Raw genomic sequence first — 25,550 nt, 5'->3', positions numbered from 1 at the left:
CTTAGCGGGAATAACAATCAGCGCGGCCCGCAGCTTTACGGCGTTGGCTTTGCGGACTTGATCGCGAAGTGTGGCCATGGCTTTTGACCCAGGCCATCAGGCCGTGACTGACAAGCCATGATGCCTCTTCGTCAGTCAATCCCACATCTCGCAAGAGATGGTCATCCGGTTTGCCAAGAACATCCATAAGGGCTTGCCGTTGTTGCCGTAAGTTTATCCAGCCAATAATAAGCTGTTGCAGGTTTGACATGGTATCCTCCTACAGGAAGGCACCATGTCAGCGTGTTTGTGGCATTTGACAAACGAATAGTAATTATGCCTGTCATGTGAATTTTTTATTACTCGCAATCATGCGATTGTTGGCGTTATTCCACCCTCGACGCGAAGAGCAGCGCCATTGGTTGCCGCCGACAAGGGGCTGGCGACATAGGCGACCATGCTTGCGATCTCCTCCGGTTCGATCATACGCTGCAACAAGGATAGGGGGCGGTCCTTGCGAAAGAACTCCGCCTCCATCTCATCCGCGGGCAAAGTGGGATCGCTGACAACGCTTTTCAGGAAATCCACAATTCCTTCGGATCGTGTCGGTCCCGGCAACACGGAATTGACAGTGACACCCGTACCTTTGGTCAGACCAGCGAGACCGCGTGAAATCGAAAGCTGTGCAGTCTTGGTCATGCCGTAGTGAATCATGTCGGTGGGGATCAGCAGGCCGGATTCGCTGGCGATGAAAATGATGCGCCCCCAGTTTCTTGCAAGCATTCCCGGGAAATATTGCCGGGCGAGACGGGCGCCGCTCAGAACATTGACTTCAAAGAATTTCCGCCAGTCCTCATCTGTAATCTCGGTGAAGGGTTTCGATTCATAGATGCCCAAATTGTTTACGAGAATGTCGATGTCCGGCACCTGTTCGCCAATGATTTTCGCGCCTTCGGCGGACGCTGCATCCGCAAGAATCGCGCGTATATGGGGTTTGGCTGTCGTGGAAGCTGCTGCCCGTACCTTTTCCAGAGCCTCATCGAGCTTGGCCTTAGACCTGCCGACTATGGTAACATGAGCATCCTCCGCTGCCAGCCTCTCGGCAATTGCCAAACCGATACCTGCGGTCGAGCCGGTCACCAGCGCCGACTTTCCTGCCAGTTGTAAGTCCATGGTTATTCTCCTTTGGGCTGAGCAGCGTTCAGGAGATCATAGGATTGTATCTGAGCCGCATCCAATCATTTATCCTCTGGATTTGACATTCGCAATTTAAATGATGACTATCGCTATCATTCGGAATTTTTATTGAAAGATCATTCCAGTGAAGCTTCCCTTGGATAGTGAGTTACTGCGGGTTTTTGCTGCAGTTGCCCAAAACGGTAACGTGACGCGTGCGGCTGAGCAGATTGGCCGTACCCAGTCGGCGGTCAGTATCCAGATCAAACGTCTGGAGGAAATTCTGGGCGAAAGCCTTTTTGAGCGGGGCTCGCGCGGAGTGACCCTGACCAGCCAAGGCCGGGCGTTGCTCAGCAATGCCAACAGGATTATCAGTCTGCTGGATGAGACTGCGGCTTCCATTCGCGCGAAGCCACTGGGTGGCCCGGTGCGGATAGGTATACCTGAAGAATATGGCTATACGGTCTTGCCGCGTGCGTTGGCCGCCTTTGCCAACCAGCACCCAAACGTCGAGGTGACGGTCAAGTGCGGTTATTCTTCTGCCCAGATTGCAGCCCTGGAGGCGGATGAGCTGGACCTTGCTGTCATATTCGACCAGCAGCAACCGCCTGTCGGGGAAGTGCTCTTTGTAGATCCCACTGTCTGGGTTACCTCGGACACGCATTGCGTCCATGAAAACGATGTCGTGCCCATCGCTATTTACGAGAGTTCAAGCTGGTGCAAGAAATTTGCCATCGGATCTCTTGAAACATCCAGGGTCAATTATCGTGTGGCTTATAGCTGCGATACAAGTGGAGGTCTCAAGATCGCCGTTGTTTCCGGGCTTGCGATAGCGCCTCTTGCTTCAAGCAATATTCCTGCCGGTTGCCGAGCTTTGACAGAGGCAGACGGCTTTCCGCTGATCGATTCTTCCAATGTGGTTCTGAAGAAAAATCCGCTGAGAAAAAGTGCCGCCATAGAAGGAATGGAAGCAGTTATCCGCGAGGCCTTCCGGCCGGGGACAGCTGCAATGTAACCGTTCCGGGGCAGCAGGATCACAGTCCGGCCATTCGGGACGAGAAGAAGCCTTCACGGTTATTACTTCAAGGCATGTCGCGGGGCGGCCATACCTATAAGAAATAACTGAGTCATTGATATTAATGGTGATCCCGACTGGATTCGAACCAGTGGCCTACAGATTAGGAATCTAAATATTTTAAAAGTCATCTGTGTTGAGCTAATTCATAGCTGAAATAAAGGCTATTAAATCAATCATATAGCGGAATAACGATATTCCTATTTTATGGCTGTTCCTTCTGAATGGATCGGTGTTGCCAATTTACTTGGTCTATTGCTTGGTCTAAAAGATCGGCCATCGGCCTATTGGGCCTGTCATATGATTTAGAGGGCGAGACATTCATGCCGACATACCGGGTGGAGATTGGACCGAAGCACATCAAGGAAGCTGAAGTGGCTGCCATCGCTCGGGTCTATACAACGTCGAATCCGTTGATCTTCGCGGACGTCGTCGAGAAAGGCCTAATCTTGCGAACGCAGGCCGGATCAATCGGATGGGCTTTGAAGTGGAACGGAAACACACGGTCTCTTGGCAAACTGGAAGACGTCTCCACTGCGAAAGCTGCTCGAGCGCTTGCGAAGAAAGCACGGACCCTACTGAAAGATGGAACTGACCCAAAATACTTTCTGACGGGAAAGGTTGCGGGAAAGTCTGACGAGAAAGCAGAAGAGGCTGCCAGACAGCGAGCAGCACTCAAGTCCGGACAATGGACGTGGGAAAAGTTGGTGTCGGAGTACACCGATGAGTATCTGGCAAAGCCGCGGCTTACACGGGGCAGGCTCAAACCGCCTTCTAAGGATAGCGCCCACAATGCCAAAGCTTCTCTGACTGCGGTGGAAGCCGATGATCTGAAAGGGAAGCTCCTCTCAGAGTTGAGTGCTGGTGATTTGGAAGACGTTCGCGATAAGTGCGCTGATGCTGGCAGGAAAACAGCATCGAGAGCCTTCGTTGCAAATGCAAAAGCCGCTCTTAGCTTCGCAAGAAAGAAACATGCCCGGAAATCGGGATTGGCAGGCTCTCCAAGGTGGTGGTTAGAGGTAGAGATTCTGGATTCTACGGCGGTTGCGCCTCGCACTCGTATGCCTTCTTTGGATGATATCGCACGCACACTTTATATCGCCGAAAAGCACCGGGTACTTAGTGGCCGGAAGAACAGTCGAGGTACTTCCGAAACGGTATTGTGCGGTTTGTGGTGGCTTGCCCTGACAGCCCAACGGTCCGGAGCAGGGTTGGCACTTGAAAGAGCGCATATATTGGCTTGGCCGGATGGGCCGAAGGGGTGGAGGATTGTTCTTTGGTCAGAAGCCACGATGAAATCAAGGCGGTTTCATGCACTTCCAATTCCGCCGCGTTTATCGCTTCTAATTGAAAGAGCAACGACGCTCAGTGCGGTCGACTCCAAATTCGTATTCCCCGCAACAGCAAAGCGTGTCGGGGCAGCGGATAGTCATCTCAATAAATCCTCGCCAAAGAACCTTCTTGCTCGATTGCGGGGACAGCCATTGAAGTTAAGGAGAGAAAAAGAAGAGATTCAGGATAACTTGCCTAATCTTCTTGCAGACGTCGCATATTTTTCCATGCACGATCTGCGCCGAACCTTTGCCACGGTGTGCGGTGACATGGCAGTTCGCGGTGATGCGATTTCTGCCGTTCTCGATCATGCGGGTTTGGAAACGGGTCAGCGAATGATGCGCAGTGCGGAAATCACCCGGTTAGCTTATGATTATAGTCAACGTCTCGAGCTCAAGAGAATCGCCATTGAAGCGTGGACCGATGCGCTATTTCTAGCGTGCGATAAAGTCTGGAAAGCAAATGTATCGGTTTGGCCAGTAGGTGGGAGGAGACCTCCACCGCCACGATCATCTGATCAGAAGCCGGAAAGGAAGAAGGTTTCTTTTTCGGAAACGCGTCCTTGGTATGCGATCATGGAGACACGGGAAGCCGAGAAGAAAGCGCTTTCGCTTGATTTGGTGGGGGTGATTGAGCCTGGCGACTATGATTGGGAGGACGCTCCGAAAGAAAATTAGGATTAAGTCAGCCTGCATTCAGTTAATACATCAAAAAAAATGATGTATTTGAATCCTTGCCGTCAAGGATTCGTGAATTTCTTGAAAGGATTCGATCTTCAAAAAAATCTGGAGATCAAGGATTTATACCGATAACAGGTTGAAAACATGTGATAATTCATCAAATAATTTCAATTTTCTTTTAGAGTTCTCTCCGGCATGTCTCTCATTGTCACAACAGAAGGAGAGACAAATGGCGCAAAAACTACAATTTTTTAAATGGGAAGAGGATTCGACAGTATCCGGTTGGTCGGCTGGGTACGCAATTACGCCGGATCATGTCCTTGACCTGACTGTCACCGTTCCGGAGGAACCTCCACTGACTATCAATTACGAAGTGGCAGACGACGATGGGAACGTTTTTGCGACAGGACAAGCTGAAACCACCGAAGAAGCAAGAGAGGCGGCATTCGCGGTGGGCGTGGAACCATCCAATGTGATCACGCTGATTCTTACGCTTCCGGCAAAACATTCAATCTTCAGCTTTGACGTCATCGATGGCACAACGGTCTTGGCTCACGGCCAGACAGATAGTTTGGAAAGCGCAATGCGTGAAGCCGAACGTGATGCAAAGCGGTTGTTCATTAATCTTGTCAAGGCCTCGGCTTGATTGGATCAGGGGAGGGGGCGTTGTTGCTTCCCTGATCCCCGTCTCCGCCATCTCTGCTAGTCAGGTCCACCAATAGTTGGGCAACGGCTGCAAGATCAATGGAGGGGGTCTCTTTGGCCTCCTTCCGCTTTGCATCATCAAGTGCGACCTGCAGCCAACGTTCGAACGTCGCCTGATCGGTCAAATCCGGTCGAACCCAGATAGACAATACATTCAACTCATCAGCTTTGATTCTCTCTTTTATCCAATTGTGCAGTGCAGATGGACAGCGCACCAGAAGGGCTTCCTCCGCGCTTTTCCGCGCACTGGGGCGACGTAGGTCCTTCATGATCCGAGCTAAAGATGGCCGCGTTGAATATCGACCGTGTATCTCCCTAATATGTGCATGATTGGAAATTCCCTTCTCATAGTCATTCCGTGGGCGATGGAGGTCCGTATCCAGGCTTCCTCGCGTTTTACGGGATACTGGGACTACGACAGCCCGGATAGGAGGCACCAGAGCAGCGGTGATGAACGCAATCCAAAAAATAAGCCGTGTCATCACGCGGCCAGCACCATTTCGCTGTGCCTGTTCCCGCTTCACACGCGCTGCCTTGGCGCAAGTTCTACGTTTCACTGCTCGTTTCCGCGTCACCTGTACCTCTCCTTACATTGCTTTTGTCTCCACTAATGGTTTGGCCAGGAAAGGTGAGAAGCAAGCCATGTTTTTGTTTCACAAAAACGCTTGCCGGGGAAACGCCAGGCCCCTTACGCTTAACTGGACTGTTATCTTGCGGGTGCTCCCTGCGGTCGCATCCTTGATGACAGTCAATCGCGTTGACAAGCAAAGGCGGAACGTATCGTGAGCGAAGACAAAGGGCACACGCCCCCCTCCCCAGGGGGTAGAAAAAGGCGAGGCGGTCGGCCACTAGTGCCGGATGCCGAACGCCGCCGACGTTCTGCGTCAATCCGGTTTTCGCCGGCGGAATCGCTCGATCTCGCTGTCGCTGCTGGAGCTGCTGGACTTACTCTGTCGGCTTACCTGCGCGCTCGGGTGTTGGGCCACCAGGTGCGCGGGCCAGTGCCCGAATTGAACCGGAATGCCTATTCAGAGCTTGCCCGCACCACTGCGAACCTGAATCAGATCGCCGCACATCTCAATGGCGGCGGTGCCTATAGCGACGATTTGCGGCGGCTCCTTGAATCGGCTGCGCGGGAGACACGAGGCCTACGACTGGCCCTCCTGGGCATTTCGGAGGACAGGCCGTCATGATCGGAAAACTCGTCAAGGGGGCGGGAGCTCGGGGCTTGGTGGACTACTTGCTCGGTACCCATGACATGAACGGCAATCCTCGGGAGCGCGTGAACATTATCGGCGGAACGATGGCTGGAACGTCTGGCAGAGAGATTGCCGCCGAATTTGGACAGCTTAGGGCTTTGAAGTCCCGGGTTGGCAAAGCCGTTGCACATCAATGCCTCCGCTTGCCGGAAGGTGATCCAATTCCCGACGATGCCACTTGGTCCCGGATCGCGGACAGGTGGGCAGGGGAAATGGGCTTCGAATCCTATATAACTGTCTGCCACGGTAATCACATCCATATCGCGGCCAGCCGGATCAATCCAGACGGCCAAGTCGTTAGCGATGCTCACGATTGGAGACGATCGGAATCCGCGATCCGGAAGATCGAGACCGAGTTCGAACTGACCCAGATTGAAAGCAGCCATCTCTTAGAACCGGAAAAAGCGACGGATCATCGTAAAGCCCCGGATCGCGGGCAAATCGCGATGGCTGAACGAGGAGAAGTGCCACCGTCAACAATCCTAGCTGAAATGATCGATAGTAGACTTGCCGAGGGCTGCACCGTCTCTAGCCTAGTCGAACATTTGGAAGCCCACGGCGTCATCGTCCGCCCCAATATCAGCGCCACTGGGAGCGTCTCAGGGCTAGCCTACCAGCTCGACGGAACTGACATCACTGCGAAGGCCATGGGGAGAGGTTTTACATGGTCAAACATGCAAAAAAGGGGCTTAAGCTATGAGCAAGATCGCGACTTTCAGACACTCCGTGCAGCAAGCTACAGAGAAGCGGGAGAAGGCACGGGAGTTGGATATGAAAAGCTTGCAGGACGCGACGGCGCAGATCCAACGCTTGAACGCAGCCTTGACCCAAGTGCCGGATCAGTTAGCGAAACGGATTTTGCCCGCTGCGCTAGCGCTGGACGAGATGATCCGGACTACCAGGGAAGCAGTGGATCAGTTATCCGGAGCACTGATCGCGACGGAGAAAGCCAAAGCCGATGTGCAACACACAGTGTCGATGCTCGAGCACCAAGCGCGGAGGCTGGAAGAAGCGGCACAGAGAGCCGCGCAGCGGGAGCATCTGCAGAACCAAAAAGACCTTTGGACGACGGCGGCGATAGCGGCGATCGGAACGGCAGCATTGAGCCTGGCAGTGATCTTGAGCGCCTGGTGGTTCTGGCCATCACAGCAAGCCGAGATTCTGATCGGTCAAAGGGTACTCAAGGTGATAACGACCGCGGATCCCCGAACAAGGGATTGGTTGCTCTCAAACTTCGTGCATCAGAGATAATCGACGGCACCAAAAAAGCCGTTCATGACTATTTGGAAGCCGTACCTGCTGCAACGTATCGACTTCAGATCGTACGGCCCGAAAAAGCGAATGTGAACCGCCAGGGCCAATCCCCGGACATGATCATGAACGCCGTAGGTTGGCTCAAATCAGAGAACGCCAGGGGAGGCGATATTTACATCCGGCCCGAAGACCGCCGATACATCCTCATGGACGATTTGAGCCTTGCCACAATCAGGCGGCTGAAGAATGACGGGTTCGCCCCGGCCGCTGTACTGGAAACATCCAGAAATAATTTCGCAGCATGGATCCGGATCACTGCCCCAGAAGCTCTGGAACCTTCCCCAAAAGCCGCAACGATAGTCGCCAAGAGCCTTGCAAAAATTTATGGAGCGGACCCAGCCGCCGCAGACCACGCCCACTTGTCGCGACTACCGGGATTCACAAACAGGAAACCGACGCGGCTGGTTGAAGGAAAGTCACCGTTCGTAATTCTCCGGGAAGCCAGCGGCACCGTTGCCCGAACAGGGTCAAATCTTATTAAACAGGTACGCAGGTGGATCGTCCACAAGGCCCGTTTGGCGGCAGTAAAGGCCTCATCTGGGCCGTTACTCCAGAAAACCCGCGATGGCGACCATTTGGCAGCATTCAGAGTATATGCGAGGCAGCACAGCGAAGAGATGGGGCAAGAGGTTGATTGGAATTTGGTCGATTTCCGGGCCGGGCAAGACATGGCATTGGCCGGGTGGAGTCGCGAACTGATAGCCGACGCGATCACCGAAGCAAGCCCGGGTATTTTGGATCGGAAGGGCGATCGCGCCGAAGGCTACGCGGCTCGGACATCGATGGCTGCATGTGTCAGCGACCGCGTACAAGCCGAACTGAAGCGGCGGGAAGCGGAGGAAAAACTGTTAAAGTTTGCAGAGCTGTCCAGAAATTCATCGTCTTATATGCCTCGCCGATAAACATTGTATCCCCTTTCAGTTGCTTGCAATGTTCTGATGAGCGCCGTGCGGGCCAGCGGCACCCTGATCAATATATTTGTTAGAAACAAGCTGAACGTCGACCCGTCCGGTTAGCCAAGCAAGGAGCGCAGCGATGGGGCGATGTTCTAATGGCGCTCTGGAGCGACCGTGCCCGACTATCAGGATGTAGATGAAGCCGATGCAAGACTTGCGCCGTGCAAAAGAGATTAACTCCACGCTCCGATGTTCGATGAACATTACCACAGCTAATCTCATTTCTCTTATGTACCTGTCTGGAATTCTTCACTCGTTTCGCCACCCGTAGAAGTCTCAAAGGTATAAGCCGGACGAGATTCATTCTTTTTATCTATAGACCGAAATGCCTGGTCTTCGGTGGAAAGGGCGAGGAATGACTCAAGTTCCTTCCAACGGTTTTTAACTGTGGTCAAGGCGACGCCAGATATCCGGGCAACTGAAGATTTGCTTATTTGATTGCCATCGGCATTTAGGCGACGGACGGCTTTAACGAGGGCATTCAGCGATGTAGCGGCCTTGCATGAGGACGCATACGCCGCCGCCGCTTGACGACGTTCTTTGACCGTCTTCATGCCCTCTACGACGTGCATCAGTGTTCCGGATGCTTTTGATTTACGCGCCAGTTTTTTCGGATCCCATGTGTCGACGGCATAATCAGAAATTTTGGCGATAAGCAGCTCCAGCGCCTGATCTGAAATCTTTAGACCGGTCAGGTCCAATTCTCTAATGCGCTCTGCCAATGAAATATGCAGCCGATCACCGAGGGCACCACGGCGTCCTGATTTCATTGCGTCATGATAGAGTTCATCGCCGTTGAAGTGCCAATCGCGTAAAGCGCCGTACGCGGTTTCTTGCAGGCTATTGAAGACCGCGTTGCTGCCCGTGATGCCAAGGGCTGACTGTATTCCGACTGATCGTCGTACAAGTTTTTCCCTGCTGCATTTCATATCAAGGTATTCGGAATGTTCGACGAGGTCCGGGAAGTGAGAATCCTGTAGGCAAAGTGTTAACCACTCGGGGGAGAGGGGATTCTTGACTTGCTGCGAAGTAGCCGGCGCATCGGGATCGGCCCCACCTTCGAGTGCGGCGTTGCAAAGCCCATAATAGACGGACTTAAAAAGATCGACTGGACCTCGCCGCCACTGTTTGTGTCCCGGCGCATTCCAGACAGCTGAACCATACGGCAGAATCCAAATTGCATGCGGTCGAATGAAACGCCCGTCCGGTGGGCGCAATCCCACAATGAAATGCGGAGCACAGGCAATGCTTCCCTCGGCAACCAGGGTTTCATAGTAGTACTGGCATTCTTCAGGCGTGGTCCAAACACGATCAGTGTCTAGCCGAAGAAATCCCAAGAAATCTCGGTTTCCCTCCACGTACGGTTCATCAAGGGAGAACAGCTTTGTGCCGATCGTCTCCAGTTGCGCCTTGCCCCAGGAAGTCCGGAGCCGCGAAGCCTTGGGCACAAGGGCGGGCCAAAAAGCTGCTGCGTGACTGTTAAGAGTTTCGGATCGGAGGCCATTTTCCCGAAGCGGTTCGACAGTGTATCCAGATAAGATGCGGTAACCAAAACGCTCGTATCCAAATTCGAGCCTTTGTTTAATGTCGCGTGTGCGATCCTGAGATTTCCTAGCATAATACTGTGCGTCCTCTTCCCGCATTGCTGCTTTCAGGTGCCATGTTCGTTGCTGGGCTTCTGTCAAATTAGGCGGCATCATTTGCGCTTTCTGACTACGTTTGCGTGCTGATATTTGCCTGCGATCAAGATCAGCGTCTTTTTTCAAGGCAGCTCGTTTGGAGTCTTCCTGATACTTCGTCATGAATGCAGGGGGGGCGATGATCCGTTTGGGATCATCAGGCCTTGAAGTGTCTGATATATCTAATTGTTGACATTTTTGGATCAGACTTGGGTTTAATGTGGCTGGGAAATATCCCAGCTCTCGAGTCACCGGTGACGGGCCATTCGGCTTGACCTGCTCCCCTTTGTGTCCGCATTTATAAGTTAGCTCTGTTCTGGTTTTGGCCTTTTTGGGACCGGGTTGCGAACTCATAGGGTGTCATGCCGTCAAGGCTTGTGTGGGGTCGGTTCAGATTATAGTCAATCCTCCATTCCTCGATGATCTGGCGGGCGTGCCGATAGCTGGTAAAGAGATGCTCGTTGAGGCACTCATCACGCAATCTGCCGTTGAAGCTTTCGACAAAGCCGTTCTGCATCGGTTTTCCCGGCGCGATATAGTGCCATTCGACCTGGCGTTCCTGTTGCCATTTCAGGATGGCATTCGAGGTCAGTTCGGTGCCATTGTCCGAGACAATCATGCAGGGAATTCCACGGTGTTCGACGATCCTGTCCAGCTCCCGGCCAACGCGCGTTCCCGAGATCGAATTGTCGACGACGGTTGCCAGACATTCGCGGCTGAAGTCATCGATGACGCAGAGCACCCGGAAGCGGCGGCCGTCGGTCAAAGAATCCGAGACGAAGTCGAGGCTCCAGCGCTGGTTTGGTCCCTGGGGGATCGCCATCGGTGCACGTGTGCCAAGCGCTCGTTTGCGGCCGCCACGCTTGCGCACCGTCAGCCGCTCCTCTTTGTAAAGGCGGTAAAGCTTCTTCCAATTGACCTCGACACCTTCTCGCTTCAGCAGAATGTGAAGCCGGCGGTAGCCAAAACGGCGACGTTCGCTGGCCAGCTCCCGCATGCGGTGGCGGAGATCTGCATCATCCGCCCGGCTTGACCGATAGCGATAAACCCGCGGATCAATCCCCACCAGTCCACAGGCGCGGCGTTGCGAGTAGTTCTTTTCGTTCATGGCCCAGTTCACGGCATCTCTCCTCGAACCAGGCCTCAAAAGTTTTTTCCAAGCATCTCTTTGAGCGTCGATACATCCAGCATCGCATCCGCCAAGAGACGCTTCAGTTTGCCGTTTTCTTCCTCAAGTGCTTTTAGCCTCTTGGCTTCCGGCACTTCCATGCCACCAAACTTCGAGCGCCACTTGTAAAATGTCGCATCGCTGACACCGTATTTCCGGCAAAGGTCAGCAGCCGATAATCCGGCCTGATGCTCCTTCAAAATACCGATGATCTGCTCGTCGCTGAAACGGGATCGCCTCATGTTCTGTCTCCTGGTGTGGAGAACAGACTAACCTCAAATCGAGGACATTCCAGGGGAGCAGGTCAGGCTCAGTCGAACCGACGCGTGCGTCAATAGGCCGACAGAAACGTTCCGCATGCGAAACGACAATGGTTGCTGGCTTTGGAGTTTGTCGGCGGCCTCGAACGGGCCAAAGGCCAGCTCTAACGCTCTCTCGTTGAGGCTGGTCCAGTGTCGGCATTTCGTATCTACACAATACGGCTAAAAAGGCTGTGGTTAGTCTTAAGTGTTATTCTCAAATCTTGCTGATCTGTCGCGAATGTTTTTGCTGTGAGTTCTCTAATCAAATTGGGGTCCACTTGGCATGATCAGTTGTAGATACGTCTGAAGGCTTCAAATTCGTCAAAGCCAATACGACCCATTTCCTGACCAATGTATTGTACAGTCCGGAGCGCTCTTTTTCGTTTCACATCTGCTATCCAAGTAAATTGCTTCTGTTTGGGCGATCGCTTGCCTGCAGGAATGTTAAGAGCTGTAAACTCGAACCCTTTTCTGTCGTTCTTGCTTGCATAAACTCGTTGGTCGATTGTTGGGGAAAAGACGATCGATCGAAGCGCGGCATAGGGCGCTTTGTCCGACAGTTTAAGGCAGACCAGCTTGCGCTTTTTTGAAGCGCCTTCAAAAACGGGGACGACAAACTCAATTTTATTTTTCGCCTCTTTACTCAAAATGTCGGCTCTGGGAATTTCTTCTAACTGGGCGAATAGAAATGCTTGAGCTTTTTCGAGACGTACGGAATCGCAGGTTGCCTGTACGCACAGCAAATATTTTCCATCTGCGTCTTGCACGATAGAGCCAAGCGATAATGCTGGTTTATGATGGTTGTATCGACTCCCTGATTGCGCCGATAGACAGGTGAGTGCGGCAAACTCAAGCATGTTCTCAATAGTGACTTCTGAGCTCTGGGTGAATGGATTAGCAATCTGTTCAGAAACACCTTTGATGCCAATTCCCAAACCTTTCTTCGCATCCTCGAGCTTTTTTAAGGTTGGCTTTATTCCATTGATAATTAGGTCGCGAAAGTTCGCGTACGATACGGACACATTGTCCTTACCGTTCAAGAAATTTTGATCTTTTGAGTTAAGAGTATGGTCAAGAGCTTTTTCAAGAGCTTCCGAACCTGCAAAATGTGAAGAAATTTTATTGGCATCAATAGAGTTTTTAAGCTCGCTGACAATGATCTGTGTTGCGTATTCCTCTGCGTCCTCGGGACTAGGCAGAGTGCTGCGATGATGAAAATAAGGACCGTCCATCGGCTTGCCAAAGCGCGCTATTACATGGTGTGTAGCCTCACGAATTGACGCTATAGTCGCTATGGCAACATTGGTTAGTATACCGTCAGACAGGTATGAGAATTCTTTCTGTAGCCGCTCTGGCAGTTCGTCTTCACTAACAGCATATTTCTGGGTAAGTTTGTTCCGGACACCACCTTTTTTCATCAGCCAAACAATTCGCAGACCGTCATTGCTGGAAAGAAAATTTTCTTCGATAGCAATTGCACGCCTAGTCCTCACCCCTTTAGGTATCGAAGAAAGAACCTTTTTGAGGATCTGATCCTTATCCGCGACACCTGTGTAAATCGCAATCAATCTTAAGCGTCCGCCATTACCTTCATCGCTTTCAAGTACAGCTTGAATGATTTCAACGGCGGTTCTTCCGCTGTCGTTGTGCATTTCCCAATCAATGCAAAGAATATCCGCTCTTTGTGCGGCTATTGCTACCTTTGCGGCGGGTTTGGCGGTTTTCTTAGGTTTTAGGATTGAACATATTAGACCGAGTCCCATCGAGGCCTCCGTCAAAATAGCAGCATTCAGAGGATGATTGACTACAGCCTGTCTACTTGATGAAGGTTGACTAATTGATGATCGGACTGCGTCAGCACGAGAGGGCTTTTTCGCCGGAGTGGCATTTTTTTCCTGCTCCACATTTGGCGCTTCAGTAGATGCTTCGTCATCAACAACAATAAGGGTATGTGCGAACCGTTTCGTCGCGTCGAGGCGGTATTCGTCAAAAGAGTTAAGCGCCATCATGTATTCTTCTCACTCACTGGCTGAAGCCGAAAGGTCGTTCCAATATCTGTTTCATCAAGAACCAGTTGATAGTCTTCTTTGGCCAGTGACTGACGCGAAATATAAAGTCCCATCCCCCGGCCGCCGGGTTTACGTGTAAAATTAAGAATGAAGATATTCTCACGGTCTCTTGGACTGATGCCGGGACCATTGTCGCTGACAAGAAGATTTCCGTCTTTAACGTCGAGCGTAATTTTCTTGCTGTGGTTATTGGAATTACTCAACCAAAAAATCGCGTTGTCGACGAGATTAACAAAGACAGGATAGAATGTGGATGTATATCCTAGCCAACGATGCTCGCGAAATGTTGCGGTGGATATTAACTCTATTGAGTTTTTCTGCAATTGGTCTTCGAAAATTGCGGACAGGAAATCAAGAACATCTTTCCCCAGAATATTGGACTTCTCTTTATTGTAGCGCCTATCGAACGGGGTGAATAACTCAAGGTAGCCATCCAGATGGTCAAAAGCCGTTCTCATGGACGTATAGAGTTCAGTGGCTGCCGGATTGGCTTCCGCCCAAGCTTTCATGCGCCTGAAGCCCTCGCGCAAAGCTCGTACGGTTTTCTCAAATTCGTGGTTCACAACGCTGATGGCTAGGCCAATCTGAGCGAGTTCGAGCTCCGACGATCTTTGTTCACGAAGCGCGTCAAGTTCTTCCTCCAAAGCTTCTGTCAGATCGTTGGCGTCGAACCCATCTCCATCGAGGTAGCTGATTAATAACCCAATCTGTGATCGGAAGCTTATGATTCCCGATTGTTCCTTTTCAAAGAGGAGCCCAAATTCGACTTCGAGGCGGTTACGTTCCTCGGCAAGTTTATCGGTCCTGATTTTGTCAGACACGATTGTTGAAGCTTCAGTTAAACATTCGTCGGAGGCTTTTTGTATCTTCCGGAACCCATCCGCCAGTCTCTTGCGGCCAATTTCGTTTAGTTTACGAAGATCAGCGTCGGCGTCATTGCGAACTTGCTTGATCAAATCGCGGTGAACACCGATAAAGGCACGAATTCCGCCAAGAAAACGTGCGGTTTGATCAATTTTTACAGCATATTGCTCGGCACCTTTGGATATGATGTCAGCGATTTGATTTGCTGCTGGCGCAAAGATGCGTTCTTCCAAACGCTTGTTCTGTTCTTGATAGGCGAGCCATTCATTATTTATTGTTCTGCTCAACCCCACTCCTCGGGGCTTCTGAACAAGCAAATCCCCCTGTAGCGCCTGAATTGCGTCTTTACCCTCTTTTTCAATACGCATGAGAGCAAGGGCTTTAGAACTTTCGTCACGTCGACTCCGCAAGACTTCATTGACCTTTTGTGTCAATGTTTCCAACTGGACATTTACAGAAACTTCCGGTGTGCGGTTTTCAATTTTATCAAAGAATTGCGTCAGTCCGGCTTGAAATGCCCGCTTTTTGGAAGATGATTGTTTGGCCTTTTTTGCTCGAAGTTCCGCGTTTCGTTGTAAATCTGCACGTGTTGCTTCCCAACCCTCAGCGTACCTTCCATCCTCTCGAAAAAAATCAGCGGCAGACTGGAGGAAAAAGTTCATCAATATCGACCGGAATTGTCTATAAGCACGATTTTCGCGAAATCCCTCGCGGCCAGCTTTCTCAGTGAGCTCAAAATTGTCATGGCCGTTTAACTCAATGACGCCCATCATTCGTCGGTACGAATAGTAGTAATAAGCTGCACCAAGTGTTCGGCGCTTTTCTATGTCGAGGAAGTCGTAATCTGAATCGCCGTAAGGCTGGACGCGAATGCCATCCTTGTAGATGTACAATCCTCCATGCTTTTGAAGTTTTTTTGTAAGAAGGGCGTATTCCTGAGGGGCTACTAGGCTGTCGCGGATATTTCCTTGTAGCACTGCAAATGTAATGTCAAACGGCCCGCATTTCGTTTGGTAACCATCGCCTTCGGCCCAGTTCAGAACGTAATCTTCTGGAGACGTCTGATAGACGGCAACTTTACCACGGAACTGTCCAAACTCGTCAAAACGACCGCTGATATGGTGGTCAACCTCGCTGAATTCCCTTTTGGTAAAGAAGGCATTTTCGCCAAGCCGTTCGATAGGTGCTCCTTCATCCACATAGTCACGAAACCGGGCCACGATGGGAGGCTTGCTGTCTTCGGTTACGGTCATCGTGTTCGTAAACCCGATGAGATGTTTCTCAAATCTTGTTGCTTTATACTCAGCATCTCGATTATCGATGTCACTCTCGATAAGATTATCCGTCGGCGATATGTAAAAATGAGTGCCGCATCCATCTCCTACCAAACTGGGATCAGTTAGATAGGTAGAGATCTCGGACGGAGATACCGAAAAGGCTGACATTTCACTGTATATTTTTTGAAACTGTTCTTGGTCAATTCGGTCTTTCATGGCGTCAAGTGACGACATCGCGGCTTTCACCAAAGAATTAACTTGATCCTCGTCCGGAAGATCGGTGGCGTCGAATTCTTCGATAGGCACAGCGATCTCATTGAGATCAACGCCTGGAAGTTCGAATACCCCCCAATGGATATAAGCAGCAGTCAAGGTTGTCTGGGGTCGTTTATCCCTCTTGGCTCGCGTAAGAATCAATACTTGTGGACCTATCACTGCAATTGCGAGACGACCTATCCCTTTCTCTCCGAGAATTGGTCTGATGCCTTGATTTAGGTCTACAGGCGGGGGTGCAAGTCCTGCCGAGCTGTTGACTTTACTATCGGTACCCAGAGTGAGCCAACGTTGCTCAAAATCGTCTCGCGTCATTCCGAGACCATCGTCCCGTAGGACAAGCAGTTTGTCATCGCGGAAGTAATCGACTTCAACGCGCTGGGCATAAGCGTCGTGGGCATTCTTGAAAAGCTCGCTCAATGCCGTTGGTATGCCAGCAATCTGTTGCCGACCAAGCATATCAATTGTGCGGGCTCTAACCTTAAAATTGGCCATTAATTCGGTTTCGAATGGTTGCGTGGATCTGCAACGTGTTCCAGTAACTGCCGTCCCAAAGCCTCAGCAAGTTTCACCGGAACGGCATTCCCGATTTGGCGTGCCATTGAATTTAAGCTTCCAAAGAATTCAAAATCATCATCAAAAGTTTGCAGTCTTGCTGCTTCTCTAACGCTTATCGCACGGTGCTGTGTCGGATGGCCGTAACGACCATTTGATAGGCTGATACATCTTGTCGACAAAGCAGAAGCAGGGCGATCCTTAAACAACCTGCCGTAGACATCCGTGTGTCCGGAGTGGGTCTTATGGCAATCCAGGGTCAAGTCAGCTGGCCAATCCAGTCTGCCGCCGTTCTCTGGAGTTGCACGAATTCGTCGAGCGTTTTGATCCGACAAGGCAGCAGTCCTATGGTTGGAAACGCTCTCATGTGACTGTCCAGCTTCGAGCGGGGGTAAATCGCCGATCCAGTTCCAAACGGTCTCATACGGCCTTTTCGGTGCCGTCAAGCCGTGAGTCGGGGTTGGTATTGCAATCTTTCCATGTCGACTGGCTATCAACACCAAACGTCTTCGAATTTGCGGTACGCCGTAATCCTGTGACGAGATTACCTGGACATCGAACTTATATCGAAGTTTCGCCAAGACCTTAATGAATCTTCCCAATGGACCTTCGTCTCGCTTGATCCGTTGTAGACCTGGAACATTCTCCACAACTACAAAATCAGGACGAATCTCTTTAACAAACTTGTGGAAATGGTCGAGTAGACCCTTCCGCTCGTCGAATTCCCGCTTGCTGGTCTTTTGTTTGGTGAATGGTTGGCAAGGTGCACACGCCGCAAAGAGCAGTTGACGATTTGGTCTCTGTCCAAGTGCCTCAACCAATTCAGATGGACTCAGCTTTTGGATATCCTGAAGAAAGAACTTTGCGGCCGGGAAATTTGACTGATAGGTTTTTCCAGCATCTGCATTGATGTCGATGCCTGCAAGGATATTCAGGCCCGCGTTGCGTAAGCCCGCGCTAGTCCCTCCACAGCCACAAAAGAAATCCACCACGTCAATCATATTTGCATTGAACCCAACCTACACCCAGTAATTGATTCGGTATGATACAAATCAATTACGATCACGTGAACGGGCAGTTTTACTTTGTTTCACGCAGAAATGTCGTAAGTTTCAAGACAAGTGAATCTTCCTCGTTAAGTTCACATTCCCAAATTACCAATGTCGTCCATCCCAAAGCATCCAGCTTTCTGTAATTTGCGGCGTCTCGCTCAGAATTACGTTGTAATTTCGCATTCCAAAATTCATGGCGTGTTTTAGGTATCGAAGATTTCGTACAGTCCGGATGGCCGTGCTGGTGCCAAAAACAACCATTGATAAATATCACAGCCTTTTTACGCGAGAATACAATGTCAGGTCGTCCCGGAAGCTGAGCAACGTGCAATCGGTATCGATAGCCCAGACTGTGGATTAGTCGTCGCACGGTCATCTCTGGTCGAGTATTTTGGCTCCTTATTCGAGCCATGTTAGCACTTCTTTTGGCTGGGCTTATCCTATCCAATATGTACTCCGAGAAAAGCACCTCCGGTTTCACTCGAAGTGCATCTCTATAGCATTTTGGGTTGTCCGGAAATAAGCAAGATGCTTCCAATAATTCCGATACTTGGTCTAAGATTGGTCTAAACTTAAATTGGCCTGCTTTGCACGGAATCAAGAAATAAAAGATAGTTTATTTTCAATTAGTTAATGGTGATCCCGACTGGATTCGAACCAGTGGCCTACAGATTAGGAATCTGTCGCTCTATCCTGCTGAGCTACGGGACCATATCGGCCCTTCGAGCAGAACTCAAAGGCCAGACAGATCGCGGATAGCCGCGATCCGCCGAGACTTAACGTTTTTCGGGGCCGCCGCCAAGCCTCAACTTTGGTAGAATTTGGCGGCGCGACGATCAACTTGATGCGGGGAGCGCGCTTTCCGCAATATTCACCCAATAGCTGATGCCATGCGGGATCGCATCATCATTGAAATCATAGGCGGGGTTATGAAGTGAGGCGCTTTTGCCATTGCCCATGAAGATGAATGCGCCGGGGCGTGCTTCCAGCATGTAGGAAAAGTCCTCGCCTGCCATCATCGGCGCAACTTCTTCATTCACAGCAGCGTTTCCGGCGACTTTCCGGGCAACCTCTGCGGCGAAATCTGTTTCGCGGTCATGATTGAATGTCACCGGGTAGTTGCGCGCATAATCGATGACCGCGCTTGCACCGAGGGCGACTGCGATTCCTTCGATGATTTCGGTCAGGCGTTTTTGGGCGAAATCGCGCATCTCGGTACGTAGCGTGCGGACTGTCCCGGCCAGTTCAGCCTTTTGCGGGATGATGTTATGCGCATCGCCCGCATGAAACTTGGTCACTGAAATAACGACGGAATCGAGCGGATCGGTGCCGCGCGAAACAATTGTCTGCAATGCGTTCACAAGCTGTGCGCCAATGACGACAGGATCGATTGTCGTGTGCGGCTGAGCGGCATGGCCGCCGCGTCCTTCGATGGTGATGGTGAATTCGTCGGTCGCGGCCATGATCGGGCCCTTGCGGATAGCAAACTCGCCGACCGGTAAGCCTGGAATGTTGTGCAGGCCATAGACTTCAGAAATGGAGAAACGCTCCATCATGCCGTCCTTGACCATTTCTCGGCCGCCGCCACCGCCTTCTTCGGCGGGCTGGAAGATAACAGCAACCGAACCTTTGAAATTGCGCGTCTCGGCCAGATACTGTGCAGCGCCAAGGAGCATTGAGATGTGGCCGTCATGACCACAGGCATGCATTTTGCCAGCATTGGTAGAAGCCCACGGCTTCCCGGTAATTTCTGTCAGAGGCAGGGCATCCATGTCGGAGCGTAGGCCGATTGTTGGTCCTTCGCCGTGGCGGCCACGGATAATGCCGACAACGCCGGTCTGCCCAATGCCCGTAACAATCTCGTCGCAACCGAAACTGCGTAGCTTGTCTTCAACGAACTTTGCAGTCTGGTGCACATCGAACATCAATTCAGGATTTTGGTGCAAATGGCGGCGCCACTGCGAAACTTCGTCCTGCATTTCGATAGCGCGATTGAGCAAGGGCATTTTTAATCAACTCCAATTTACCTGTGGCAAGAAAGGCACTTTGCCTTTTGGATGCCACATAAGATAGATAAGGCCATTGCCGCTCCACGTGAAGCGCGGCTTAATGCCTTCCCAAGTTTATACAGACAGGCTGGATTTCAGGAATGCGGAAAACTGTAGCACTTTTTCTAGTCGGCAGCGCGATGTCAACCATCGCGACGCTCGGCCTTGGATCAACCGCGCTTGCCGATGCGAATATTACGCTTGATGCAGGAACCGGCGAGATTCTTTCACAGAAAGATGCTTTCCAGCGCTGGTATCCAGCCTCTCTGACCAAGCTGATGACTGTCTATGTGGCATTCCGCATGCTCGAATCAAAGCAGGTGACGCTTGATACGCCAGTGCGCATAACTGCGCTTTCCGCAAAGCAGCCCCCCAGCAAAATGGGATATAAAACCGGGTCTGAATTGACGCTTAGCGATGCGCTGAAGATCATGATGGTAAAATCTGCAAACGATGTTGCCATGGCTGTCGGCGAAACGCTGGGCGGATCTTCGGACAAGTTTGCAGTGCTGATGAACGAGGAAGCCAAGCGCATTGGCATGAACAGTTCGCATTTCGTCAATCCGAACGGCCTGCACTCGGACGATCATTACACAACAGCGCGTGACATGGCGGTTCTGACCTTGCAGTTGCGCCGCGAGTTTCCACAATTCGCGCATTTCTTCGATATTGAGGCCATCGATTATGGCGCTAAGAAGGTCCAGCCAAATCTCAATGCCCTCATCGGCCGCTTCCCCGGCGCTGATGGAATGAAGACCGGCTTTGTCTGCCCGTCCGGCTATAATCTGATCGGCTCGGCAACGCGTGATGGCCGGACGGTGGTTACGGTCGTTCTCGGAGAGTTGAAACTATCCACGCGAGCTACCAAGGCTGCCGAACTTCTCGCCAAAGGCTTTGAGACGCGAGGCAATGGCACCACCATCGATAATTTGAAATCCGATGGCTCGCCGCAGCTCGACGTTGCCGTGAACATGCGTCCGGAAGTCTGTGCCAAAACCTCGGGTTCAGATACGTGGGATGGCAAGGACCTTGAGGGGCATATTGTTGCCGGGTCGCCCTATATGAACCGCATGGACCGTGAACCGGTGGCCGAGAAGGTGGCCCTGCTGCCATCAAAGCTCAATTCGCTTGGTATGGAGCTAAACCGTCTGCCGGTGCCGACCCCACGTCCTGACCGCTCATCGCTGAGCGATGCAAGCGGTGCTGCGAAAGCGATCAACTGATGGCTGCCCCCATTCCTGTTTCTGTGCTGACGGGGTTTCTCGGCTCCGGCAAGACGACTTTGCTCAACCGCCTGCTGAAAGATCCGGCGCTTACCGATACGGCAGTGATCATCAACGAATTCGGCGACGTCGGCATTGACCATCTGCTGGTGGAGAAGGCGAGCGAAGGCATTATCGAGCTTTCCGACGGGTGCCTGTGCTGCACGGTGCGCGGGGAGCTTGTGGATACGCTTGCCGATTTGATTGATCGTTTGCAAACGGGCAAATTGCAGCGCCTGAAGCGGGTAATCATCGAGACGACCGGGCTTGCCGATCCTGCGCCGGTGCTGCACGCGATCATGGGTCATCCAGTGCTGCTTCAGGCGTTCCGCGTGGACGGCGTCATCACTACCGTTGATGCTGTCAACGGTATGGCGACACTCGATGCGCATGAAGAGGCAGTGAAGCAGGCGGCGGTTGCCGACCGGATTGTTATCACCAAGACGGATCTGCGCCAGTCTGTCGGCATGGCCGACGCGCTGCGCGAAAGGTTGCATGCACTCAACCCTGGTGCGGATATTATCGATGTCAGCGATGAGCGCACGGGCTATGCGGCGTTGTTCGAGTGCGGCGTCTATAATCCGGAAACCAAGACCGTTGATGTTCAACGCTGGTTGAACAGCGAAGCGTGGCGGAATCGTGAGCATGAACGCCACGACCTTGAGCACCATCACCATGGTCACGGACATCATCATGACCATGATCACGACCATCACCATCACGATGTAAACCGCCACGATGCGGCGATCCGGTCTTTTTCCCTGACGCATGATGCGCCGGTCCCGCTGTCGAGCTTCGACATGTTCATCGATCTCCTGCGCTCGGCGCATGGCGAAAAGCTGTTGCGCATGAAGGGTATCGTTCAACTTGAGGATGATCCGGAGCGGCCGCTGGTTATTCATGGCGTGCAGCAGATATTTCATCCGCCCGTAAGGCTTCCGGCTTGGCCGGAAGGTGTACGCGAGACAAGGTTGGTGATGATCGTAAAGGATTTGCCGGAAAGCTACGTGAAACAGCTTTTCAATGCATTCCTGAACCGGCCGGAGATCGATATGCCGGACAGGGCAGCGCTGTTTGACAATCCGCTGGCCATACCGGGCGTGAAACGGGTTTAGCGCTGTTTCGGGGCAAGCGTGGGTGACCCGACAGTCAACATGCGGGGAGTAAACTAAACACCACTTCTCCGTCATCCTCGGGTCAAGTGCCCGAGGATGACGGAGAAGTGGTGTTTGTGAAAAAAGGCGAAGTTGGCGCGTGGAGCGCTGGTCGCAACTTTAAACAGAAGCCTTAACCGCGCTCGATATGAAAGCGGTGGCCGCCTTCGACGCTGATGGTCTCGATCAGGCGATGACCATCGGTCACACAGAAATTGGGCATGTCGATTACGGCCAACGGATCAGTGGTTTCAACCCACAATCGTGTTCCAGCGGCAGCCAAGGCAAGCTTCTTGCGGGTCTTGAGCACGGGAAGCGGGCAATTCAGGCCGCGAAGGTCGTAAACGTCAGCTTCCATGTCCTGCTCTAATTACCGACGATTTTCCACCAGGCTTTCTTGGCGGATGCTGGTGCGGGTGTCTGCTGGGGTGCAGGTGTAGCTGCAACCGCAGGCGTATGCATGCGCGAACGCTTGGAAGCTTCGCGCTCTTCCTTGGCCTTATCCGCAGCGACTGCAGATGCGAGGCGAACCATGACCTGTGGCTTGCCTGTTGCGCCTGCATCCTGCGGCGACATTGATGGCGGTTCCTGCGTAACACGTTCACCCCGTGCACGGCGCTGGCTCCACTCGGCGATGATCTTTGCCTCGGTTAATCCCTGAATGGAGCGCGCAGGCGCCTGAATCTTGCCCTTGCCAACCATGGATGAGAAAGCAGTCTCATAATTGGTCTGGTAGGACTGATAGGCCATCTTCAGCGATTCAGGCTGATCCGATGGCGGGCAGGTGGCGGTGGCCGCGATAGGCGCGTTCGGATCGGATGTGTGGTTGAAGACATATTTCTTCTCGCAGACATCGACCTTCGGCGGCACCTTGGTGATTTCGAAATGGTCGTAGCCTTCCTTCAGGTTTTTCCAGAAGGCATAATTGGGATCGTCCTTGTAACGCGCCATGTTGGCGGCGGTCATACGGAACGGATAGGCCTGAAGCTGGATCGAATCCTGTCCGCCTTTGAAGGCTTCACGTGCAAACGCATAAATCTGCGCGACCTGGCCATCGGTCATCGAATAACAGCCCGAGGAAGAGCAGGCGCCATGAACCATAAGGTTTGCGCCGGTGCGGCCAAGTGCGCGGTCAAGCGCATTTGGGAAGCCGGTGTTGAACGAGAGGTAATAGCTGGATTTCGGGTTCATCTGCGCGGGGCGGACGGCATAATAGCCTTCCGGTGCCTGACGATCACCCTCGATGAATTTTGGTCCAAGCTTCCCTGACCATTTGCAGATCTGATAGCTCGTTACGATATCGTAGCGCCCATTGTCCTTGCGCTTCCAGACCTCAAGGACATTCTCTTCCTTGAATATGCGGAACATGATCGGCGAGGTGGCAGTCATGCCCTTCGTCTTCATGCTCTGGACGAGCTTGGCTGGCAATTGCGTATTTTCGCCGTTGGGAACGAGGTCGTTGACCGTCCCTCCCTGACATCCGGCAAGGAAAAGCGTGAGCATCAAAGGCGCAAGGATATGTGTCTTTATCTTCATCGCAGCAGCAGTTGCCAGTTCATCAATTGTGTTTATCAGGCCAGATTCGCAGCGAATGTAACATTCGCAACCCTATAGATGCATCCGTTATAGTTGATAAAGTCTTGACGCAACCGCATAAATTGCTCCGATCACGCAAGTGTCACCTGTCATGGACTGACGGCGGATTTATGGCAAAGTCGCGATAGTGCATTTGCAGTATGCCGACCGATATGCGTTAAAACAAAAAAGGCGGCGCAAAAAGCACCGCCTTTTAAGAGGTCTAACTCAAACAGATCAGCCGTTAAGGGCGTCCTTGAGAGCCTTTGCAGGCTGGAAAGCAACTTTCTTGGAAGCTGCGATCTTGATTGTTGCGCCAGTTGCAGGGTTGCGGCCTTCGCGAGCGGCGCGTGCCTGTACCTTGAACTTGCCGAAGCCTGGCAGCGAAACTTCATCGCCAGCTACGACGGAATCGGTGATGCCTTTAAGGATGCTATCAACAATCGCCTTGGACTGAACCTTTGTAAGACCCTGATCAGCAACGAGCTTATCAATGAGATCGGAAGTATTCATGTTGGCGGTTTCCTCAATATATTCGTTGATCGGAGGGGTCTGTATGGCACGCGTTACGCCCTCTGTCATCAGGAACTAGAGGCAAAAAGCACGTTTATACCCAGTGTTTACGGGGTTTTTTGTGATTTTAGCCGTCTTTGGCCGGATAGTAAGCCTTCCCTGTCCACAAACGGGCCGAAGTGATTCGGCCTGATCCAACCGCTCTTCAGGCTTCCTCGCGGTGAAAAGCCTCGTTCATTTGCCAGATTGGGGGGCTGCCTATGTGCCTGACAATGTGGTCGACAAAGGCGCGGACCTTGGCTGAAACATGCCGGGTCGGCGGGTAGACCGCATATATATTGTAGGGTAGCGGTTTCGCCTCCGGCAGGACGGCGACGAGGGTTCCGGCCCGTAGTGGTTCAGCGGCGATGAACATGGGCAACAGTACCAGCCCAAGTCCGGCGATTGCCATATCACGCATCGCCTCGCCATTATTGGCTACAATGCGCCCGTGCATCGGAACTGAGATAGGTTCACCATTTTTGTCCGGATTTTCAAATTGCCAGAGCTGGCTGGTGTTGACGTTGGAATAATCAACGCAGGAAAAACGGCTCAGCGCTTCCAGCGTTTCAGGCATGCCATATGTGTTTGCAAAATCAGGACTGCAACAGATGATACGGGCATCGGTGCATAACTTGCGCGCTATAAGGCTCGAATCTTTCAATATGCCGATGCGTATGCCGACATCGTACCCGCCGCGAACCAGATCGACCATGCGATCTTCGAACTCCACGGCAATTTCGAGATCAGGATACTGCCGGGCGAAATCGGCAATCATGCGTCCGAGATACATCGTGCCGAATGTCATGGGCGCGGCGATGCGTAATGTTCCGCGAATTGCGCTATTGCGCTCGGTGACCGTATCGGCTGCCTCCATGATATCGCGGACAAGCGGGCGTATGCGCTCAACAAAGTCCAGTGCATTTGCAGTGGCAAGCAATTTACGCGGCGTGCGCTGGAAGAGTTCTATGCCAAGCCCGGTCTCCAGATCAGAGATGCGCTTGCTGACCACAGATTTGGACAGATTAAGCCGAGCGGCGGTTGCTGTGATGCTGCCGGTCTCGATCACGTCTAGAAAAGTCAGTAAATCGTCGAAACGCCACTTCATGGTTTTCTTATAACGGACTGACTGGGCATTTAACAGATGATTATCTGCCTTATAGTTCTGTTTTATCGAACATGAGTTGCGGCTTTATGATCTTTATTCCTGCAGGCACTGCGCAGATATTCAGCCCAACGGCGAT

Annotated in this window: 20 protein-coding genes and 1 tRNA gene; 7 read left to right on the top strand and 14 right to left on the bottom strand. The window is 52.0% G+C overall.

Features of this window, described 5'->3' with window-relative positions; genetic code table 11:
- Position 1: 1 nt before the first annotated feature.
- Entirely contained in the window at positions 2-250 is a 249-nt protein-coding gene (locus tag ABKW30_RS00615) for a hypothetical protein (protein ID WP_348596091.1), read from the bottom strand.
- A gap of 98 nt (positions 251-348) precedes the next feature.
- Complete coding sequence (locus ABKW30_RS00610; protein ID WP_348596090.1) at positions 349-1,152, bottom strand: SDR family oxidoreductase; 804 nt, start codon at positions 1,150-1,152, stop codon at positions 349-351.
- A 148-nt stretch (positions 1,153-1,300) separates the two neighbouring features.
- On the opposite strand from ABKW30_RS00610, the gene ABKW30_RS00605 reads away from it, so the two are divergent.
- From ABKW30_RS00605 to ABKW30_RS00585, 5 genes are all read left to right on the top strand, one after another.
- The gene (locus ABKW30_RS00605) at positions 1,301-2,170 is read left to right on the top strand and encodes a LysR family transcriptional regulator (RefSeq protein WP_348596089.1); all 870 of its coding nucleotides are present in this window, start codon (positions 1,301-1,303) and stop codon (positions 2,168-2,170) included.
- 383 nt (positions 2,171-2,553) lie between these two features.
- Positions 2,554-4,239, top strand: coding sequence for an integrase arm-type DNA-binding domain-containing protein (locus ABKW30_RS00600; protein WP_348596088.1), 1,686 nt, complete (start codon positions 2,554-2,556; stop codon positions 4,237-4,239).
- Between the two features lie 232 nt (positions 4,240-4,471).
- Positions 4,472-4,888, top strand: coding sequence for a hypothetical protein (locus ABKW30_RS00595; protein ID WP_348596087.1), 417 nt, complete (start codon positions 4,472-4,474; stop codon positions 4,886-4,888).
- 841 nt (positions 4,889-5,729) lie between these two features.
- Entirely contained in the window at positions 5,730-6,140 is a 411-nt protein-coding gene (locus tag ABKW30_RS00590) for a hypothetical protein (protein ID WP_348596086.1), read from the top strand.
- Positions 6,137-8,422, top strand: a complete 2,286-nt coding sequence (locus tag ABKW30_RS00585) for a DNA-primase RepB domain-containing protein (RefSeq protein ID WP_348596085.1) — start codon at positions 6,137-6,139, stop codon at positions 8,420-8,422. The genes ABKW30_RS00590 and ABKW30_RS00585 overlap by 4 nt, the downstream gene beginning before the upstream one ends.
- 281 nt (positions 8,423-8,703) lie before the next feature.
- Here the strand turns inward: ABKW30_RS00585 and ABKW30_RS00580 are convergent, their stop codons facing one another.
- From ABKW30_RS00580 to ABKW30_RS00545, 8 genes are all read right to left on the bottom strand, one after another.
- Entirely contained in the window at positions 8,704-10,509 is a 1,806-nt protein-coding gene (locus ABKW30_RS00580; protein WP_348596083.1) for a hypothetical protein, read from the bottom strand.
- Positions 10,454-11,565, bottom strand: a protein-coding gene (locus ABKW30_RS00575; protein ID WP_348596081.1) for an IS3 family transposase whose coding sequence is annotated in 2 segments (ribosomal slippage) — positions 10,454-11,310 and positions 11,310-11,565 — 1,113 coding nt in all. Because the reading frame shifts where the segments join, the coding sequence is not laid out codon by codon here. Before ABKW30_RS00575 ends, ABKW30_RS00580 begins: the two co-directional genes overlap by 56 nt.
- A 347-nt stretch (positions 11,566-11,912) precedes the next feature.
- On the bottom strand, positions 11,913-13,634 hold the full coding sequence (locus ABKW30_RS00570) for a response regulator receiver domain (RefSeq protein ID WP_348596079.1): 1,722 nt from the start codon (positions 13,632-13,634) through the stop codon (positions 11,913-11,915).
- A complete protein-coding gene (locus ABKW30_RS00565) occupies positions 13,631-16,603 on the bottom strand; it encodes an ATP-binding protein (RefSeq protein ID WP_348596077.1) in 2,973 nt (990 codons plus the stop codon). Before ABKW30_RS00565 ends, ABKW30_RS00570 begins: the two co-directional genes overlap by 4 nt.
- Positions 16,603-17,664 carry a DNA cytosine methyltransferase gene (locus tag ABKW30_RS00560; protein ID WP_348596075.1) on the bottom strand — a complete coding sequence of 354 codons (1,062 nt, stop codon included), beginning with the start codon at positions 17,662-17,664 and terminating at the stop codon, positions 16,603-16,605. Before ABKW30_RS00560 ends, ABKW30_RS00565 begins: the two co-directional genes overlap by 1 nt.
- Positions 17,665-17,743: 79 nt before the next feature.
- On the bottom strand, positions 17,744-18,184 hold the full coding sequence (locus tag ABKW30_RS00555; RefSeq protein WP_348597550.1) for a very short patch repair endonuclease: 441 nt from the start codon (positions 18,182-18,184) through the stop codon (positions 17,744-17,746).
- A gap of 165 nt (positions 18,185-18,349) precedes the next feature.
- A tRNA-Arg gene (locus ABKW30_RS00550) sits at positions 18,350-18,426 on the bottom strand.
- A 125-nt stretch (positions 18,427-18,551) separates the two neighbouring features.
- A complete protein-coding gene (locus ABKW30_RS00545; RefSeq protein ID WP_348596073.1) occupies positions 18,552-19,721 on the bottom strand; it encodes a M20 aminoacylase family protein in 1,170 nt (389 codons plus the stop codon).
- Positions 19,722-19,864: 143 nt separating this feature from the next.
- Here ABKW30_RS00545 and ABKW30_RS00540 point away from each other — a divergent pair, with 143 nt between their 5' ends.
- A complete protein-coding gene (locus ABKW30_RS00540; RefSeq protein WP_348596071.1) occupies positions 19,865-20,986 on the top strand; it encodes a D-alanyl-D-alanine carboxypeptidase family protein in 1,122 nt (373 codons plus the stop codon).
- Positions 20,986-22,140: a GTP-binding protein gene (locus tag ABKW30_RS00535; RefSeq protein WP_348596069.1), complete on the top strand. Its 1,155-nt coding sequence runs from the start codon at positions 20,986-20,988 to the stop codon at positions 22,138-22,140. Before ABKW30_RS00540 ends, ABKW30_RS00535 begins: the two co-directional genes overlap by 1 nt.
- Positions 22,141-22,312: 172 nt before the next feature.
- On the opposite strand, the gene ABKW30_RS00530 is transcribed toward ABKW30_RS00535, so the two are convergent.
- From ABKW30_RS00530 to ABKW30_RS00515, 4 genes are all read right to left on the bottom strand, one after another.
- On the bottom strand, positions 22,313-22,537 hold the full coding sequence (locus ABKW30_RS00530) for a sulfurtransferase TusA family protein (RefSeq protein WP_348596068.1): 225 nt from the start codon (positions 22,535-22,537) through the stop codon (positions 22,313-22,315).
- Positions 22,538-22,545: 8 nt separating this feature from the next.
- The gene (locus ABKW30_RS00525) at positions 22,546-23,715 is read right to left on the bottom strand and encodes a hypothetical protein (RefSeq protein ID WP_348596067.1); all 1,170 of its coding nucleotides are present in this window, start codon (positions 23,713-23,715) and stop codon (positions 22,546-22,548) included.
- Between the two features lie 276 nt (positions 23,716-23,991).
- Positions 23,992-24,336 carry an HU family DNA-binding protein gene (locus ABKW30_RS00520; RefSeq protein ID WP_348596066.1) on the bottom strand — a complete coding sequence of 115 codons (345 nt, stop codon included), beginning with the start codon at positions 24,334-24,336 and terminating at the stop codon, positions 23,992-23,994.
- Between the two features lie 136 nt (positions 24,337-24,472).
- Positions 24,473-25,414 (bottom strand): LysR family transcriptional regulator, encoded by a 942-nt coding sequence (locus ABKW30_RS00515; protein ID WP_348596065.1) that lies wholly within the window; start codon positions 25,412-25,414, stop codon positions 24,473-24,475.
- Between the last annotated feature and the right edge of the window lie 136 nt (positions 25,415-25,550).

The organism is Phyllobacterium sp. SB3 (genome assembly GCF_040009165.1).
Taxonomy (GTDB): domain Bacteria; phylum Pseudomonadota; class Alphaproteobacteria; order Rhizobiales; family Rhizobiaceae; genus Phyllobacterium.
Note: the sequence above shows the minus strand (reverse complement) of the source record. Positions and strands in the feature narration are given on the sequence as shown.